Consider the following 16,261-nt stretch of genomic DNA (forward strand, 5'->3'; position numbering starts at 1 on the left):
AAATTTTACCAAATAAATTGAATACCTGAATTTATAAAATATAATGCAAAGCAAACTACGAACGCACCAAGACCTATGATTAAGCCTTTGTATACTTTTGGACTCATAAGCTTTCTACTCTTAGACATACTAAAAGCAACAAAAGTAAACCATGAAATATCTGATAAAATATGACCTATATAAACCAAAGCAACCCCAACAAGACCAACCTTTAAAGAATCCACCAACAAAGCCATTCCAATGCTTGCCCACCACAAGATAAAATATGGATTGCTAATACTAACTGTTACTCCTTTTATGATTAGCTTTTTCCAAGAATATTTATGCTCTGCTGTTTTTAAATCCTCTAGGGAAATCTTATTCTTAATTGCACTAAAAAACATATCTAACCCCATAAGTAGCAAAACCAACCCGCCAACAATGCCAATAACGCCTGATACAATTGGGTATGTAAAGAATTCCTTTAAACCTAGCATTAACAAAACAACCGTTACAAGTTCTAATAACGCATGTCCAAGGCCTAGAAGCAATCCGCCTTTTGCCCCTTTTTTAATCCCTACATCTATTGTTAACCCTAATAATGGTCCCGGCATCAATGCACCAGAAAACCCAATGGCAAATGATGTTGCACCAATCATTAAATAATTCATAATGTCTCCCGATTAATTTAAATATTATTTAATACCATTGATTCCTATCCCATTCATGATTTCATGAACTTTTATTATACAGTCACTATAGTTTTCGCTGTCAACATGATATCAGCGATTTCATCCATGTTACTTACTCTTGCTGCTTTCAAGGATTTCTCAAGTTTAAAGTGACTAACACAAGTTCCACAAGCAAGTATATCAACTCCTGCTTCAAAAAGACCATTAACTGCATCCAAAACTTCAGAACCAGTCGCTGCAATCTTCACTGCTGAATTATATAATATGATTGTTTCTGGTTTGTTTGGACTTGCCCAGACCTTACGTAGAAATGCTCCCATAAGCTTTTTACCGAGAACCTCATCACCACTTCCAAAACTTTCACTATTAATAATGATTACTCTATCCATTTTCCTCACAGTTCCTTTCGTTTCGTTATGCTGAAATATACGAGATTTTCATATAAAAGATACGTAGGCACCCTAGCGCCTACTCTAAATAATTATTGAACATAAGACTCTAAAATTCCTGGCACTAAATACTCTACCTCTGGATTATATGTTTCAACTGAAAGATAATATGTTTTATCTCCCACACTTTTATATGAAACTACCCAATATTCATCACCACTTCTATCTTCGATCATAACTAAATTATCCTCTGTTCCAGAAACAATTTCTGGATTTGTCATTGAGCTACTGATTACATCTACTAAAAGTTCAACATCAGTTATATCATAGACACTCATTGAAACAATCCATTCACTGTTATAACTTGACCACTGCAATAAATTCGGGTCACTTGTACCACTTTCGTCTTGGAACCTAGCATAATCCTTTGGAATGTTCACAAAACCAACCTTATCATTTCCAACTGTAGCCATTTCCTCTGAACTTGTAGTTATAACATCTGTTAACTCATCAGCATCTATTTTTTCTTTTTCATTCATATCTTCATCTATGTTATCATCTTGATCTTTATTTCTTGATTCCTTTTGCTCCTTATCTTCATTATCAAAGAGCTTTATATTTACACCACATGAAGTAACTACTGACATTACCACTAGTAACACTAGCATTATTATGTATTTCTGAATATTTTTGTTCATATGCATACCTTCCGTTATTTTTTTAATTTTTACTTATGTTGCAGCTGTTACCGCGGCAGTCGTTGCTGATATAGCTGCTATTGTAGCTGCTATTTGTGCTGCTATTAGTGTTTCTATTGAGACGCCCATAGCTGTTTGAATAATTTCATTTTGGTTGTTCTCATTCTTATTATTTTGAATCCATTCTTCTGATACAAGTGCTGCTGCTAAAAGTACATTCATTCCCTTCCCAAGCCATTTGAATTTTTTCAAATGATTCAATCTTTCTGATACCTTTATAACATCATTGGTAATCTCTCCCGTATCATCCTTGATTAAGGAAATCAATCCAAAGGCAGAATAAAAGCTTGCTTGCACATTTAATTTATTTTCTTTTAAAGTTGTTTGAAGCCTAATACAGCGATTCACAACATCTTCAACTGGCTCATCACTAAAAGATAAAATATGAGAAAGAAGTTGAAGGCTTCCACCTTTATAAAAACCCTTTTCATGAAGTTTCATGTAATAAGCTTCTACTTTCTCGATAGGGTTGTTAAATTTAGATAGGAGAACTGCTAACGGATAATCGTCTCCACTAGTTAGCCAAGGATGATTTTTTTTCATTGCTAAATAAATATCATAAGCTTTCTTAGCTCTTTCTTTAACATCCTCTTGTAAGATTACTTCGTCACTCGTTATTAATAATGCATAATTTGCAATGGGCAAATAACTACTATATTTAAAGCCTGCCAGTTTTAAGTATTCATCATTTTTTTGCATTTGTTCAAATTGTTCAATTGGTTCCATGTATTGATGAACTAACAAGGCGGCTAACATAAATTTATTGTTACCACGGTATTCAGAAAATCCACCTGTTTCTTCCTTAATAAATCTAGACATTTCTTTAATTCTTTCTACATCTACTTCCTTACCTTCTTTCTGTGCATAAATAAGAGCAACAAAATGTTGACTTAAATTCATTTCCCACGGAAATGCTTTTGCTAAAGCCAAGTAATTTTTCAGCATAATATTCGTTTTTAACATTAAACTTTCTTTCATCTTTACCGCTCCTTTTTCTTTAAAGTAAAAGAACAAGAAAAAACTCATTTATAAAATGAATCATCCTTGTTCACAATATTTATGATTAAATAGTAAACCTTCAATGTAATTCCACCCCGAATATCTATCTCTATCTTTTCATCAGTTTATTACTTTTCAAATACATAGTCAAGTCATATTTTATATATTATTGTCTTATTTTTTATTCTCACTTAATTTATATGATTGCTTAATTTTTATTACTTGTTTAATTTTATTACTTGTTTAATCTTCAATCCCTTATTTAATATTCTCATCTTCTGCAGTCGTTTCTTCCACTACTATATTTTTCTTGTGTCCAATTTTACTTTCCGTACCCGACAATAATCTTTTAATATTCGCCCTATGTCTAAAAAGTGCGAAGGCCATCAAAAACAAAGCAAGCAATATGTATTCTATTTGATCACCATGAAATACAAATGTCAATATTGGAAAAGTAATGACCATTATAATAGCACCAAGAGATACAAATCTAGAAATATATATAGTTATTGCCATAATAGACATTAGGATTAAGCCAATAATAGGATTAACAGCCATTGCAACACCAAGTGTTGAAGCAATACCCTTACCACCTTTAAATTTTAAAAACACAGGCCAATTATGCCCCATGATTGCACCAAGCCCTGCGTAAAAACCAACAATTGGATCATCAAATAGTAGGCTAGCAAGTAATACAGCAGCTATTGCTTTCGTAAAATCACCTATAAATGTAATCGCTCCAAATTTCCAACCTAGTACACGAATTGCATTTGTAGTTCCAAGATTACCGCTGCCATACTCTCTAATATCAATCTTCTGCTTCAATTCTCCAACAATATATGCAGTTTGAAAACATCCAAATAAATATCCAATCAATACGCCAATTAATCTAATCATCGTTATTTTTCCTTTCTTTCTCTTACTAACATTTTGATAGGGGTCCCTTTAAATCCAAATGACTCTCTAATTTGATTTTCAATATATCTTCTATAAGAAAAATGCGCCAATTCCTTATCATTTACAAACATAACAAAACATGGTGGCTTTATTGATATTTGTGTCATATAATATATTTTTAGTCTTTTTCCCTTATCAGAAGGTGGCTGATTCATAGCCATCGCATCATATAAAATATCATTTAAAACCCCAGTAGCCACTCTTAGAGAATGATTTTGAATTACCATATCTAAAGATTCAAATAACTTATTGATTCTAAGTCCAGTTTTAGCTGATATAAATACAACTGGTGCATACGTCATATAGGCTAAGGTTTTTTGCACGGTGTCAAGGAATCGATATACTGACTTATCATCTTTCTCAATAGCATCCCATTTATTAACTGCTATTACAGCACCCTTTCCTCTATCATGAGCGATACCTGCAATTTTAGCATCTTGCTCTGTAATACCTTCTTCAGCATCTATCATTACAACAACAATATCAGCGCGTTCAATAGCTGCAACCGTTCTAATAATGCTGTAGCGCTCTAGGTCTTCTTTGATTTTGCTTTTTCTTCTAAGTCCAGCAGTATCGATAAGAATATATTCATTATCATCATATTTAACTTTTAAATCAATAGAATCTCTAGTTGTTCCCGGTATGTCTGAAACAATAACGCGGTTTTCACCTAATATTTTATTTACCAAAGAAGATTTCCCAACATTAGGCTTGCCAATAATAGCAATTTTAGGAATATCGGTATCATCAGTTTCTTCATCAATAGCCGGGAAATGTTTCACTACTTCATCTAAAAAGTCTCCTAGTCCAATTGCCCCTGCCGCTGAAATACCAAAAGGTTCTCCAAGACCAAGGTTGTAAAATTCAAAAACATCATTCGTCAACTTTTCAACGCTGTCCACTTTATTAATACATAGGACGATGGGTTTTTTAGAACGTCTAAGCATATCAGCAACTTTGAAATCCGCGTCCACTAATCCCGTTCTAACATCTCCAAGAAATACAATTACATCTGCAGTTTCAATGGCTATTTCAGCTTGATCTCTCATGCTAGATAGAATCAAGTCGGAAGAATCAGGTTCAATTCCCCCAGTATCAATAAGTGTGAATTGGTAATTTAACCATTCCACATCTGCATAAATTCTGTCTCTGGTTACACCTGGTGTATCATCTACAATAGAAATGTTTGTACCAGCTAATCTGTTAAATAATGTAGATTTACCTACATTAGGTCTCCCTACAATTGCAACTATCGGTTTACTCATTTAATTACTCCTTTATCCTAAAATCCCTTGGATAAAATCTTCTCCACTAGGATTTATTGTAACGACTTTTGTATTAAGACTCTTTTCAATATCTGATAGGGTCATGTTGTCAAGAAGAACGTCTTCTCCACTTCTTAATAAATTAGAAGGTAGTAGCAGTTCATCTCCTAAATTCTTGTCTTTTAATTGCTCTATAATGTCTGTTCCTGTTAATAGTCCAGATACAGTAATTCTCTCTCCAAAAAAACGATTCACAATAGGGTAAATATAAACCTGAAGATTGGTGTGCTTTTCTGTTAAGCGTAAAACCAAATCCTGAATAACTGGTGCAATTAATTGACCGGTTGCTATGGAAATTGTTCTCCTTTTTGGAGATGGTTTGATTTCATTATAACACTCATTGAATTCATCAATCAAGAGTCTTGTCATTCCAACACCATTTTCAAGCTGTAAATACCCATCATAGGTTTGCTCCCTGGGACATTGTACTTCTGCAAGAAAATAAAATTCATCACCAGCATGTATAAAATGTGTCTCATGAGAATCATAAATTCTTTTTTGCCATTTTTCTACTGTTTTAATTACAGCAAGAGCATCCTCTTTATCAAAAGGTTCTAAAGTAGCAAGTCCATGGCGATATTTACTAAGTCCAACTGGAACAATTGATACGCTTTGTAAATATGGTAGATAAGCACTTAAAGCTTCAATGGATGCTTCTAGCTCTTCACCATCATTTAACCCTTTACATAGAACAATTTGTCCATTCATTAAGATATTAGCTTCAAATAGACGATCCATATAGCCTTTGATTTTATCAGCAAATCGATTGTTTAACATTTTCTTTCGAAGCTCTAAATTCATGGTATGAACAGAAATATTAATGGGTGAAAGATGGTACTTAATAATTCTATCGATATCATGGTCCTTCATATTGGTAAGTGTAACATAGTTACCTTGTAAAAAGGACAACCTTGCATCATCATCCTTAAAATACAAGGTTTCTCTCATCCCTGGTGGAAGCTGGTCAATGAAACAAAAAACGCACTTATTACAACAGGATTTATATTCATCCATGAGATTGCTTTCAAAAACAATACCTAAATCTTCATTGTATTCTTTTTCAATCTCAATAGACCATTCCTCGTTTAAATTACTTTTATAAATAAGAAGGGTTAATTCCTCGTCCTCAGCTAGAAAATGATAATCTAAGGCATCGGTTATTATTTCACCGTTTATTGAAATAAGAGTATCGTTAGGCTCTATACCTACTTCCTCTGCTATACTATTTTTAACAATTTCTACTATTTTATGCCCATTCATATGATCACCTACTTTAGAGCCATTATTGCAACCATGTTTCCTCGTTTTCCATCGGTCCCTCGATGAGAAAACAGGACGTCCTTATTACACATTGTACAAATATCAGTCTTTTGTATATTCTGTTTTTTTATTCCTGCTTCAAGGAGTACTTCCTCATTTGCAGACCATAAATCAATCATATACTTGTTTTCATGGTGCTTTTTTACAATCTTATCAATTATATCACGATTAAACATTTTTTCAACCTCTATTTTTACATCTTCCGATACTTCAAAGCAACAAACACCAATAGAAGGACCAATTACAGTTAATATATCCTCTGATTTAGAACCGAAATGCTCTTCCATCAAATGAACTGTTTTCGCTCCAATTTTCTTAACTGTTCCCCGCCATCCCGCATGAGTCAAAGCAATAACCTGTTTTATGGGATCCAAAAAATACAGGGGCACACAATCTGCAAAAGAGGTTACCAGGGCAACATCCTTCTCATTTGTAATAAGCCCATCAACTCCCAATAAATCATTTTCTCTTTCAAAGCCCTTCCCTCTATCTTTACGGTCTACGATAGCTATTTTATCCTCATGAATCTGACTAGAAAAAACAAGATCACTTGTATGAATACCAATTGTATCACAAAGTATTTGGTAATTTTCTCTCACATTTTCCTCTTGATCACCTCTATGAAATCCTAAATTCATACTTTCAAAAATACCACTGCTTTTTCCACCTAATCTTGTAGAAAAACAATGTTTGACTAGCCCAGTCGCACTAAATATCGGCATTTGTATATAAACTACTTTATCCTTTTGACAAATATCAAAAACTTCAGATGTTAACATATTGACCTCTCTATAACAGGTTTAAATTATTTTCTATTGTAAAAGCATTTTTGATCCAAACTACTTCAGTATCAATTATTTCAATCACATCAAAACGCATGGCCTTTTCAAATAGATTATTCTTTTGCGCGTACCACATAGCACTTTTTATTATTTTCATTTGTTTGTAATAATGAACGGCTTCATAAGGTCTTCCCATTTTAGTGTTTTTTCTATATTTCACCTCTATGAAAATAATGACTCCGTCGTGCTTTGCAATAATATCAATTTCTCCAATTTTACACGTATAATTCGTTGTAATAATATTACAACCTTCTTGAAGCAAGTGCCTAACTGCTTTCTCTTCTCCCTCACTGCCAACTACTCTCTTATTCATGTGACCCCCTACTTAACTTTATCATATAATTTATCTAAATCTGTAACGAAGACCATGATTTCTGCAACTACTTGATAAAGCTCAGGTGGAATAAAATCTCCAAGTTCAAGCTTCGTTAATGTTTCAGCTAGCTTTTCATCATGATATGTTGGAATATTGTTTTCTTCAGCTTTTTCAAGTATTTTATCAGCAACTGCTCCGGCTCCTTTGGCAATCAGCTTTGGAGCATCCTCAGCAGCATCATACTTAATGGCTGCAACTTTTTTAATTCTTTTGCCTTCCACAATCATCACATCCTTATCAATCAATCGAAACAAATTATCTATTCTCTCATTACGCTCTCATATCGAAGGTAAAACGCTTTACCTCATGAACATCTTCTTTCCTTTTAAGAAAATCCTCTACAACCTGAAAGGTCTTTTCTTTTTTAGAAACGGAAATTCCTAGCACTTTAAACCCTAACTTACCCAATTGATTGTGAACATTAAATAGCTTATTTTCAATTAATCCGCTCTTTTCTTCATTTTCGGTATAAAATTGAATTGTAACGTTTTTATCTGCCTTCGTTATGTAAATATCTAGATGTCCAAGATTAACCATATCAAGCGCTACTAAGGCCGTAAGTGTTCCTTTATCTCCTTTTATTTTACGCTTATCATTTAAAATATATAACTCACTATGAAGGAGTCTATCTTCAAAAAGCATTGGAAATTGAATATAATTAAATCTTTGATTTAAGTCACTCATAAACTCAATAGAGCTTTTAATTTGATGTGCTTCTTTTGCAAGACTGCCCAGCTTTCCTTCTTGATTGTTTGAATCAATTTCGAGAATGTTCAATACTTTCTCATGAAGCTTCTCATAAAATTGATTAAGCTTTTCTGGACTTTCTAAATGTTCCTTCTTGATAAATAATTCCTTACTAAAAAGAGCATACGTCATTTTAGTAGCTACAACCTCTTTCATTTTATCTTTAAGTGAAGGGGAAATCTCTAATTCATTTATTTCCTTAAATACTTCGCTAATTGTTTTATTTTCAATCACAATTTTGGTATTTTTCATTTCGGTCTTTAATATATAATTCATCTCATCCTCTAAAACTTGAACTTCTTTTTGAGATAAAACTATATTTAAAGGTACATCTTTATGAAGTTGTTGACTTTGTTGCTGAGTTTGTTTTTGAATTTGTTGACTAGTATCTAAAAGAGCTTTTTCTTCACCTTTGATAGGATTAGGCTCATGAGCCTCCTTGGTGGCGTTTAAAGCCTGCTCAGATGACACAACCTGCTGAATATGGTCATATACGCCTTTAGATATAGGATTGTCTTTTAATAGCACCTTAGCCATCTCGCTTCCGAGAGCATCCTTAATAAGAAGAGATAAATCATCACTTAATGTAGCTAGATTTTGGACCATTTTATTTTCACCATTCATCATCTTCGTAAGCTGTTCAATATTATCCTTTGAGACAGGTATATTGTTTTTCACTAAAAACAAAATATGATCAACGTTTGTATGATTAAATTGTTTCGTATATGGAATCACCTTTGACAAAGTTTCTTTATCAATAGGCATGTGGTTTTCAATAAGCTTCGAAACCACTTCCAAATTCTCCTTACTTGTAGACAATCCAGCATTTTGAAGTATTTGAATCAATTTATCAGTAGTAGCAACCCCTTCTTGAAGAAGTGGCTTTAAAAGCATCTGCTCCGTACCTGATTCCTTAACAAAAAATTCTAATTTCTGACCAATAAAAAACTCAAATGCTTCAGTCATTTTTGCATCAATTATTTGTCCGTTAGAAAGTTTTATTTTAATGTTGTTTTGTTGAAGGTCTACAATTTCACCTTTGATAACCTCACCTTGCTTAGGTAGGGTAACTTTATCAGACACCTTTACAGTATCTTTTGAATAGTTATTGCTAATTTTATCATACGCTTTAGGATTGTCGATTTTCATACACGATCACTCCTTTGCTTTGTAAATTTATGATGCATTTATGATATTTTTAATAAATGATTGTCTATGAATTGGTGAAGGACCATGTTCAATAAGTGCTTGAATATGCTCGCTTGTACCATATCCTTTGTTTTTCGCAAAAAAGTAATTGGGATACAGTTCATCGTAGCTTTGCATCATACGATCCCTTGTCACCTTTGCAATAATACTCGCTGCAGCTATGGATTGACTCTTTTCATCCCCTTTAACGATGCCTTTTTGAGGGATATCAATTTCTGGAATAGTAACCGCATCTACTAATATAAAATCAGGTTTGACATTTAAATGATTGATTGATTGTTGCATCGCCTTATATGTGGCATTTAAAATATTAATATCATCAATTACATCCGCATGCGTTATTCCTATACCTATTGCAATTGCTTTATCCATAATCTCAATATAGAGCTCTTCACGTTTTTGTTCCGATAACTTCTTAGAATCATTCACATATACGATGTTAATATCCTTTGGTAAAATGACCGCAGCCGTAACAACTGGCCCACAAAGTGGCCCTCTACCGACTTCATCTATACCCGCTATATAATGATATTGGTCATACTTTCTTTCATAAGCTTTCATTTGATATAAGCGTTCCATTTCTTTTTCAAGAAGAAGAAACCTTTTTTCGTATAGTTCTATTAATTTTCTTACTCCAATACGATCATCAGACGAATACTCTGGGAGTACTTTTATTACTTCTTCCATCGAAAGATTTTCCAACCTATTTTTTATATCGGATATGGACTTCATTGTCATTAGTGCACCTCTATCTCATCAATTACATCTATTGTAACTTTACCATATTTACCATTTCTAAATTCTTCTAATAAAATAAGCGCCATACGGTCAGTATCAGGCTCATTTCCTGTTTTAATGATATGTCTTTGGACGGTGATTTCTTCAAGGATTTGCATCAACTCTTTATTTTCAATATCTTCAACATTATACTTTTTTAAAAATTGATCTTTGTAATTATTTCTCATTAAATCAATCATTTTAAATGCCAATTCTCTTGTATCTAGTAGTTCTTCCTTTATTGATCCAATTAAGGCAAGAGCAATCCCTACCTTTTCATCTTCAAATCTAGGCCACAAAAGTCCTGGTGTATCTAAAAGCTCAAAATCTCTTTTTAATTTAATCCATTGCTTTCCTTTTGTAACACCCGGCTTATTGCCTGTCTTAGCACTTGCTTTTCCTACAAGCTTATTAATAAAGGTTGATTTTCCAACGTTAGGAATACCAACGACCATCGCTCTAATCGGTTTACTAATGATGCCTCTCGCTAAATTTCTTTGAATTTTTTCTTTACACACTTCCTTAGAAGCAACCATGATGCTATTCATGCCTTTTCCATCCCTAGCATTAACAAGTACAACTGCTGCACCTTCATTTTTTAAGATTTTAGCCCATCTTCTGGTCATTTCATCATCAGCTAAATCAATTTTATTGAGAACAACAATTCTCGGCTTATTATTTGCTATTTTTAAAAGTTCAGGATTACGACTGCTTAATGGAACACGCGCATCTAACATTTCTACTACAACATCAACAAGCTTGATGTTTTCTTCCATCATTCTCTTTGCCTTGGTCATGTGACCAGGATACCATTGTATATTCATTTAATCACCACTTTTTTTTAATTGAAATTTTATTCTACTGTACCGAAATCCGATAACGGCCATATTCTAATTCCTGCTTTACCAATAATATCTGCTTTTGGTATTGTTCCCACATCTTGATAGCGACTATCAGAACTATCATTTCTATTATCACCCATAACAAAGTATTCATTGTCTGGAATGATTATCGGGAAGGGCTGGTCACCAATAATTCTAATTATTTCAACACCGAATTGCTCATCTAGTACTTTATCATTTATATAAATCTGCCCATCAGTCTTAACTTCAATCTTTTCTCCGGGCAAGCCAATAATCCTCTTAATATAATTAGATTGTCCATTATTATAAGGAAATACAACAATGTCAAATCTTTCTGGTTCAGAAAATCTATAACTTATTTTATTTAAAATAAAATAATCGCCATCATGAATATTAGGCTCCATGGAATCACCAATAACACTAGTTCTGTCTGCAATAAAGGTTGTAAACAGTCCGAAAATTACTAACATGAATGCTAAGTCTCTAATAAACATTAAGATTTCATAAGCAATGGATTTTTCGTTTTTATCTTTGATAATATCAGTTTCAATCTCATCATCCGGAAAATCTTCTAAGAATTCTTCTTCAACAATTTCAATTTCATCTTCGATTTCATCTATTGATTTATTTTGCTTTAAATCCTCTTGCAAAATGAACACCTTCTTTCATAATTACTAATAATAGGTAGTTATAAAAAGGGGACTAATACAGGTGTATAGTCCCCTTAACTGCTTAATTCCTAAATTATTTAATTAACTCTTTCACTTTTGCTGATTTTCCAATACGATCTCTTAAGTAATTTAATTTTGCTCTTCTTACCTTACCACGTCTAATCACTTCAACGCGATCAAGATTTGGTGAATGTATTGGCCATGTTTTTTCTACGCCAACACCATAAGAAATTCTTCTTACAGTGAAATTTTCACGAGCACTACCATTTTGTCTTTTTAAAACAACGCCTTCAAACATTTGAAGTCTTTCACGTGCTCCTTCTTTAACCTTTGAATATACTCTTACAGTATCTCCTACGTTAAATTCAGAAACATTTGGGTTTAATTGACCTTGTTCGATCTTGCTAATAATTTTGTTCATTAGTATGCCTCCTTCCATCATAGATGTTCTTAATTACATATACGTAACAGAGGACCATCCGTTGTTCACAATTTAAAATTATATCACACTAGTACTATTTGTGCAATATTTTTTTCAGTATTTTTATGTCTTGATCTGATAAAATAGCCTTTTCTAATAAATCAGGTCGTTTTTCTGCGGTTCTAAGCAAGGATTGCTCCCTACGCCATTTATCGATATTCTCATGATGTCCTGATAGCAATACTTCAGGAACTTTTAATCCATCATATTCAGCAGGTCTCGTATATTGAGGGTATTCTAACAAACCTTCATGAAAGCTTTCTGTTTCAGCTGATTGATCGTTTTTAAGAACTCCAGGAATTAACCTTGAAATGGCATCAATAATAACCATTACAGCAAGCTCACCACCAGTAAGCACATAATCTCCAATGGAGATCTCATCAGTCACAATTGACTCAATTACGCGCTCATCGACGCCTTCATAATGCCCACATAAAAAGACCAATTCTTTTTCTTTAGAAAATTCAATTGCCATGCTTTGGTCAAAGGTTTTTCCTTGTGGGGTTAGATAAATGAGCCGAGGTTTATCAACAAGCTTACTAACAATACTTTCATAGGCAGCTATAATAGGTTGAGGTTGCATAACCATACCTGCACCACCACCATAGGGATAATCATCCACTTGCTTATGCTTATTGTCTGCATAATCTCTAATATTTATTGTATTAAGATTAATGATATTTTTTTCTTGTGCCTTTCCAAGGATACTTGCACTTAAACCTTGTTCAATCATCTCTGGAAATAAGGTCAATACATGATAATTCATTTAATTCAACAACCCTTCAAGGATAGTAACAATCATTTTATGGTTTGTAATATCTATAGATTGAATGCATTGTTTAATGGCAGGCAATAGAAGTCCATCCCTAGTTCCATTATCAACAACATATACATCATTGCTTCCAGTAAAAATTATATCTTTTAATGGACCTAGCAGCTTACCACTATCGTCATAAACGTCTATTCCAATTAAATCTGAAATATAAAATTCCCCTTGCTCAAGAGGCATCGCTTCATCTCTTGGTATTTTTACGATTCCTTGCTTTAAAAGCATTGCAGCATTCATATCTGCAACCTCATTTAGATCAAGCACCACAAACTTAGTGAGATATTTAACAGACTTAATTGTATAAACAGCTGTATTTCCCTTGATATCCTCTATATAAATCTTTTTTAACAATTCAAATCTTTTCGGATCATCAGTTGTAGGAATTACCTTGATTGCTCCTTGCACACCATGTGTATTCGCTACCCTACCGACATATAAAAATTCTTCCATTTATTTTACCTCCATTAACCAAAGCATCTACCTAAACTAAAAGGTTAGGGATTATTCCCTAACCCTTTCTATTATTGGATTTCAATAACGACTTTCTTACCATCTCTTGTAGCAGATGCTTTCACAACTGTTCTAAGAGCCTTCGCTATTCTGCCTTGCTTGCCTATCACTTTCCCCATATCATCTGGGGCAACTTTTAATTCTAATATAACTGTATCTGGTTGGTCACTTTCAACTTCTTTTACAAAAACTTGATCAGGTTGATCAACCAATGCTTTTGCAATGACTTCTACTAATTCCCTCATTTTACAAGGCCTCCTATACTATACATGTACTAGATTACACCTGCAATTTTCAAAAGCTTTTTAACTGTTTCTGAAGGTTGTGCGCCATTTGCTAGCCATTTTTTTGCTGCTTCTTCATCAACTTTCAATACCATCGTTTCTTTAGTAGGATCATAAATACCAATTTCTTCGATGAATTTACCATCTCTTGGTGCTCTTGAATCAGCTACTACGATTCTATAAAAAGGAGCCTTCTTTACGCCTAATCTTTTTAATCTGATTTTAACTGCCATACTGTTTCACCTCCTTAAATTCCCAAATCATCGCTACACTCTTAAGTAGTAAAAGCACATCCATCATTTGGCATCATTAGTATCTATTGGGATAGTAATTTACTTTGTTATCCCATAAAAGGAAAGTTCATTCCTTTTTTACCTTTTTTACCCTTCATCATACCACCCATTTGCTTCATCATCTTTTTAGATTGTTCAAATTGCTTAATGAATTTGTTAACATCTTGCATATTAGTGCCTGATCCATCAGCTATTCTTTTCTTTCTAGAAGGATTCATTAAAGATGGATTACCTCTTTCTGCATGTGTCATAGATAAAATCATAGCCTCAATCTTATTTATTTCTTTATCATCTATTTGAACATCTTTCAGTTGACTACCCATACCTGGAATCATATTTAAAATATCTGATAAGGATCCCATTTTTTTAATCTGTTGCATTTGGTCTAAGAAATCATCAAAGGTAAACTCAGCTTTTCTAAACTTTCTTTCCATTTCAGCGGCTTTTTTCTCATCCATTACATCTTGGGCTTTTTCTATAAGAGATAAAACATCTCCCATACCAAGAATTCTTGACGCCATACGTTCAGGGTAAAACACTTCTAAATCAGTAAGTTTTTCGCCTAAACCAACAAATTTAATAGGTTTTTTTGTAACTGCTCTTACTGACAAGGCAGCTCCACCTCTTGTATCTCCATCCAACTTAGTTAAAATAACACCATCGATGCCTATTTTTTCACTAAAGTTTTCTGCAACATTAACAGCATCTTGACCTGTCATCGCATCTACCACAAGTAAAATTTCTTGAGGTTTAACAGCTTCTCTTACTTCGACTAATTCATCCATCATTTTTTCATCAATATGAAGTCTACCTGCAGTATCAATAATAATAACATCATTATGATTTTTCTCTGCATGTGCTAAGGCTGCTTTTGCAATGTCAACAGGTTTATTTTGATCACCCATAGTAAAAACAGGTACACCTACTTGCTCACCTACAACTTGTAATTGCTTAATCGCTGCGGGTCTGTAAATATCACAGGCTACTAGCAATGGTTTCTTACCAGATTTCTTAATTTTACCTGCTAGTTTTGCTGTAGTAGTTGTCTTACCTGCACCTTGAAGCCCAACCATCATATATACTGTAGGCTGTTGCTTGGCGTAAGTCAGTTCACTCTCAGTTGCACCCATTAACGCTATAAGCTCTTCGTTTACAATTTTAATGACGTACTGGCCTGGATTTAAGCCTTCCATAACGTCTTGACCAATTGCTCTTTCTTTTACTGTATTCACAAAATCTTTTACAACTTTGAAGTTAACATCTGCTTCTAATAGCGCCATTTTAACTTCCTTCATTGCAGCAGTAACATCTTGTTCTGTTAATCTGCCTTTTCGCTTCAGGTTAGCGAATATGCTTTGAAATTTATCTGATAAACTCTCAAACGCCATATTTGTGGCCTCCAATTATTACAAATCTTCTAGTATAGTTTTCGAAATGTGTTCAATTCGGTTGATTTCTTCCAAAGCTGGTTGATTGTTACTCAATTTGCTTTTCGTTGTTAAAACCAATTGATATATTTCTTGAACACGGGATGTGTTATTGACAAATTTATTGACAAGTTGTAGCTTTTCTTCAAAGTGATTGAGTTGATAATCACATCTTTTCAGTGTGTCAAAAACGCCTTGTCTACTAATGCTCATTTGTTCGGATATTTCACCTAAGGATAAATCATCTTGGTGATAATAACCATATATTTTCTTCTGATTATCGGTTAGTAGTTCACCGTAAAAATCAAAAAGCAGTGTTTTTTCAAATATTTCATTCATTTTTTTCACCTCTGTCAAGGTTAAAAGCTTTACAGTCGTATTATAGAGGATATAGCGACCCTTGTCAAGAAAAAAATAAAAGGAATTCATATCTATCTGAACCATTTATGATAATGTCCTAGTATATCATTTGTGATTATGTCCCGTTTGATAAATCTATAGTATGATATAACCTCATCATAAAATTAGACAGG

At 33.4% G+C, this 16,261-nt stretch carries 21 protein-coding genes; all 21 read right to left on the reverse strand.

Going from position 1 to position 16,261, the window contains the following annotated elements; genetic code table 11:
• Positions 1 to 5: 5 nt before the first annotated feature.
• The 21 genes from CVU84_04635 to CVU84_04735 all read right to left on the reverse strand — a co-directional run bounded on the left by CVU84_04635 (position 6) and on the right by CVU84_04735 (position 16,067).
• A complete protein-coding gene (locus tag CVU84_04635) occupies positions 6 to 650 on the reverse strand; it encodes a lysine transporter LysE (protein ID PKM96087.1) in 645 nt (214 codons plus the stop codon).
• Positions 651 to 724: 74 nt separating this feature from the next.
• A complete protein-coding gene (locus CVU84_04640) occupies positions 725 to 1,060 on the reverse strand; it encodes a sulfurtransferase-like selenium metabolism protein YedF (protein PKM96088.1) in 336 nt (111 codons plus the stop codon).
• A gap of 92 nt (positions 1,061 to 1,152) precedes the next feature.
• Complete coding sequence (locus tag CVU84_04645) at positions 1,153 to 1,758, reverse strand: hypothetical protein (protein ID PKM96089.1); 606 nt, start codon at positions 1,756 to 1,758, stop codon at positions 1,153 to 1,155.
• Between the two features lie 33 nt (positions 1,759 to 1,791).
• Complete coding sequence (locus tag CVU84_04650) at positions 1,792 to 2,844, reverse strand: hypothetical protein (GenBank protein PKM96090.1); 1,053 nt, start codon at positions 2,842 to 2,844, stop codon at positions 1,792 to 1,794.
• 231 nt (positions 2,845 to 3,075) lie between these two features.
• Entirely contained in the window at positions 3,076 to 3,714 is a 639-nt protein-coding gene (gene plsY / locus CVU84_04655) for an acyl-phosphate glycerol 3-phosphate acyltransferase (GenBank protein ID PKM96091.1), read from the reverse strand.
• Between the two features lie 2 nt (positions 3,715 to 3,716).
• A complete protein-coding gene (locus CVU84_04660; GenBank protein ID PKM96092.1) occupies positions 3,717 to 5,039 on the reverse strand; it encodes a ribosome biogenesis GTPase Der in 1,323 nt (440 codons plus the stop codon).
• A 12-nt stretch (positions 5,040 to 5,051) separates the two neighbouring features.
• A complete protein-coding gene (locus CVU84_04665) occupies positions 5,052 to 6,359 on the reverse strand; it encodes a radical SAM protein (GenBank protein PKM96093.1) in 1,308 nt (435 codons plus the stop codon).
• An 8-nt stretch (positions 6,360 to 6,367) separates the two neighbouring features.
• Entirely contained in the window at positions 6,368 to 7,198 is an 831-nt protein-coding gene (locus CVU84_04670) for a peptidoglycan editing factor PgeF (GenBank protein PKM96094.1), read from the reverse strand.
• Between the two features lie 10 nt (positions 7,199 to 7,208).
• Positions 7,209 to 7,574, reverse strand: a complete 366-nt coding sequence (locus CVU84_04675; protein ID PKM96095.1) for a YraN family protein — start codon at positions 7,572 to 7,574, stop codon at positions 7,209 to 7,211.
• Positions 7,575 to 7,582: 8 nt separating this feature from the next.
• Positions 7,583 to 7,864 (reverse strand): flagellar biosynthesis protein FlhB, encoded by a 282-nt coding sequence (locus tag CVU84_04680; protein ID PKM96135.1) that lies wholly within the window; start codon positions 7,862 to 7,864, stop codon positions 7,583 to 7,585.
• Between the two features lie 43 nt (positions 7,865 to 7,907).
• Complete coding sequence (locus CVU84_04685; GenBank protein PKM96096.1) at positions 7,908 to 9,533, reverse strand: hypothetical protein; 1,626 nt, start codon at positions 9,531 to 9,533, stop codon at positions 7,908 to 7,910.
• A 27-nt stretch (positions 9,534 to 9,560) separates the two neighbouring features.
• The gene (locus CVU84_04690; protein PKM96097.1) at positions 9,561 to 10,331 is read right to left on the reverse strand and encodes a ribonuclease HII; all 771 of its coding nucleotides are present in this window, start codon (positions 10,329 to 10,331) and stop codon (positions 9,561 to 9,563) included.
• Positions 10,331 to 11,194 (reverse strand): ribosome biogenesis GTPase YlqF, encoded by an 864-nt coding sequence (gene ylqF, locus CVU84_04695; protein PKM96098.1) that lies wholly within the window; start codon positions 11,192 to 11,194, stop codon positions 10,331 to 10,333. Before ylqF ends, CVU84_04690 begins: the two co-directional genes overlap by 1 nt.
• Positions 11,195 to 11,223: 29 nt before the next feature.
• Complete coding sequence (lepB, locus tag CVU84_04700) at positions 11,224 to 11,727, reverse strand: signal peptidase I (GenBank protein PKM96136.1); 504 nt, start codon at positions 11,725 to 11,727, stop codon at positions 11,224 to 11,226.
• Between the two features lie 250 nt (positions 11,728 to 11,977).
• Positions 11,978 to 12,325, reverse strand: coding sequence for a 50S ribosomal protein L19 (locus tag CVU84_04705; GenBank protein PKM96099.1), 348 nt, complete (start codon positions 12,323 to 12,325; stop codon positions 11,978 to 11,980).
• Positions 12,326 to 12,419: 94 nt separating this feature from the next.
• Positions 12,420 to 13,151: a tRNA (guanosine(37)-N1)-methyltransferase TrmD gene (locus tag CVU84_04710; protein ID PKM96100.1), complete on the reverse strand. Its 732-nt coding sequence runs from the start codon at positions 13,149 to 13,151 to the stop codon at positions 12,420 to 12,422.
• A complete protein-coding gene (gene rimM, locus CVU84_04715; protein PKM96101.1) occupies positions 13,152 to 13,664 on the reverse strand; it encodes a 16S rRNA processing protein RimM in 513 nt (170 codons plus the stop codon). It lies immediately after the preceding gene.
• Positions 13,665 to 13,735: 71 nt separating this feature from the next.
• Entirely contained in the window at positions 13,736 to 13,969 is a 234-nt protein-coding gene (locus tag CVU84_04720; protein ID PKM96102.1) for an RNA-binding protein, read from the reverse strand.
• Between the two features lie 29 nt (positions 13,970 to 13,998).
• Positions 13,999 to 14,241: a 30S ribosomal protein S16 gene (locus tag CVU84_04725; protein ID PKM96103.1), complete on the reverse strand. Its 243-nt coding sequence runs from the start codon at positions 14,239 to 14,241 to the stop codon at positions 13,999 to 14,001.
• A 107-nt stretch (positions 14,242 to 14,348) separates the two neighbouring features.
• On the reverse strand, positions 14,349 to 15,689 hold the full coding sequence (locus CVU84_04730; GenBank protein PKM96104.1) for a signal recognition particle protein: 1,341 nt from the start codon (positions 15,687 to 15,689) through the stop codon (positions 14,349 to 14,351).
• 18 nt (positions 15,690 to 15,707) lie between these two features.
• A complete protein-coding gene (locus CVU84_04735; GenBank protein ID PKM96137.1) occupies positions 15,708 to 16,067 on the reverse strand; it encodes a DNA-binding protein in 360 nt (119 codons plus the stop codon).
• Positions 16,068 to 16,261 lie beyond the last annotated feature (194 nt).

The sequence above is a fragment of the Firmicutes bacterium HGW-Firmicutes-1 genome (assembly GCA_002841625.1).
GTDB lineage: Bacteria > Bacillota > Clostridia > Lachnospirales > Vallitaleaceae > HGW-1.

What these genes read in the sequence shown, in the direction of transcription:
- CVU84_04650 (PKM96090.1), bottom strand. Translation starts at nt 2,844, where the DNA reads ATGAGTTTTTTCTTGTTCTTTTACTTTAAAGAAAAAGGAGCGGTAAAG.
- CVU84_04675 (PKM96095.1), bottom strand. Translation starts at nt 7,574, where the DNA reads ATGAATAAGAGAGTAGTTGGCAGTGAGGGAGAAGAGAAAGCAGTTAGG.
- CVU84_04720 (PKM96102.1), bottom strand. Translation starts at nt 13,969, where the DNA reads ATGAGGGAATTAGTAGAAGTCATTGCAAAAGCATTGGTTGATCAACCT.
- CVU84_04730 (PKM96104.1), bottom strand. Translation starts at nt 15,689, where the DNA reads ATGGCGTTTGAGAGTTTATCAGATAAATTTCAAAGCATATTCGCTAAC.
- CVU84_04670 (PKM96094.1), bottom strand. Translation starts at nt 7,198, where the DNA reads ATGTTAACATCTGAAGTTTTTGATATTTGTCAAAAGGATAAAGTAGTT.
- CVU84_04705 (PKM96099.1), bottom strand. Translation starts at nt 12,325, where the DNA reads ATGAACAAAATTATTAGCAAGATCGAACAAGGTCAATTAAACCCAAAT.
- rimM (PKM96101.1), bottom strand. Translation starts at nt 13,664, where the DNA reads ATGGAAGAATTTTTATATGTCGGTAGGGTAGCGAATACACATGGTGTG.
- plsY (PKM96091.1), bottom strand. Translation starts at nt 3,714, where the DNA reads ATGATTAGATTAATTGGCGTATTGATTGGATATTTATTTGGATGTTTT.
- CVU84_04690 (PKM96097.1), bottom strand. Translation starts at nt 10,331, where the DNA reads ATGACAATGAAGTCCATATCCGATATAAAAAATAGGTTGGAAAATCTT.
- CVU84_04640 (PKM96088.1), bottom strand. Translation starts at nt 1,060, where the DNA reads ATGGATAGAGTAATCATTATTAATAGTGAAAGTTTTGGAAGTGGTGAT.
- ylqF (PKM96098.1), bottom strand. Translation starts at nt 11,194, where the DNA reads ATGAATATACAATGGTATCCTGGTCACATGACCAAGGCAAAGAGAATG.
- CVU84_04645 (PKM96089.1), bottom strand. Translation starts at nt 1,758, where the DNA reads ATGAACAAAAATATTCAGAAATACATAATAATGCTAGTGTTACTAGTG.
- CVU84_04735 (PKM96137.1), bottom strand. Translation starts at nt 16,067, where the DNA reads ATGAATGAAATATTTGAAAAAACACTGCTTTTTGATTTTTACGGTGAA.
- CVU84_04660 (PKM96092.1), bottom strand. Translation starts at nt 5,039, where the DNA reads ATGAGTAAACCGATAGTTGCAATTGTAGGGAGACCTAATGTAGGTAAA.
- CVU84_04710 (PKM96100.1), bottom strand. Translation starts at nt 13,151, where the DNA reads ATGAATTATCATGTATTGACCTTATTTCCAGAGATGATTGAACAAGGT.
- CVU84_04680 (PKM96135.1), bottom strand. Translation starts at nt 7,864, where the DNA reads ATGATTGTGGAAGGCAAAAGAATTAAAAAAGTTGCAGCCATTAAGTAT.
- CVU84_04685 (PKM96096.1), bottom strand. Translation starts at nt 9,533, where the DNA reads ATGAAAATCGACAATCCTAAAGCGTATGATAAAATTAGCAATAACTAT.
- CVU84_04665 (PKM96093.1), bottom strand. Translation starts at nt 6,359, where the DNA reads ATGAATGGGCATAAAATAGTAGAAATTGTTAAAAATAGTATAGCAGAG.
- CVU84_04635 (PKM96087.1), bottom strand. Translation starts at nt 650, where the DNA reads ATGAATTATTTAATGATTGGTGCAACATCATTTGCCATTGGGTTTTCT.
- lepB (PKM96136.1), bottom strand. Translation starts at nt 11,727, where the DNA reads ATGTTTATTAGAGACTTAGCATTCATGTTAGTAATTTTCGGACTGTTT.
- CVU84_04725 (PKM96103.1), bottom strand. Translation starts at nt 14,241, where the DNA reads ATGGCAGTTAAAATCAGATTAAAAAGATTAGGCGTAAAGAAGGCTCCT.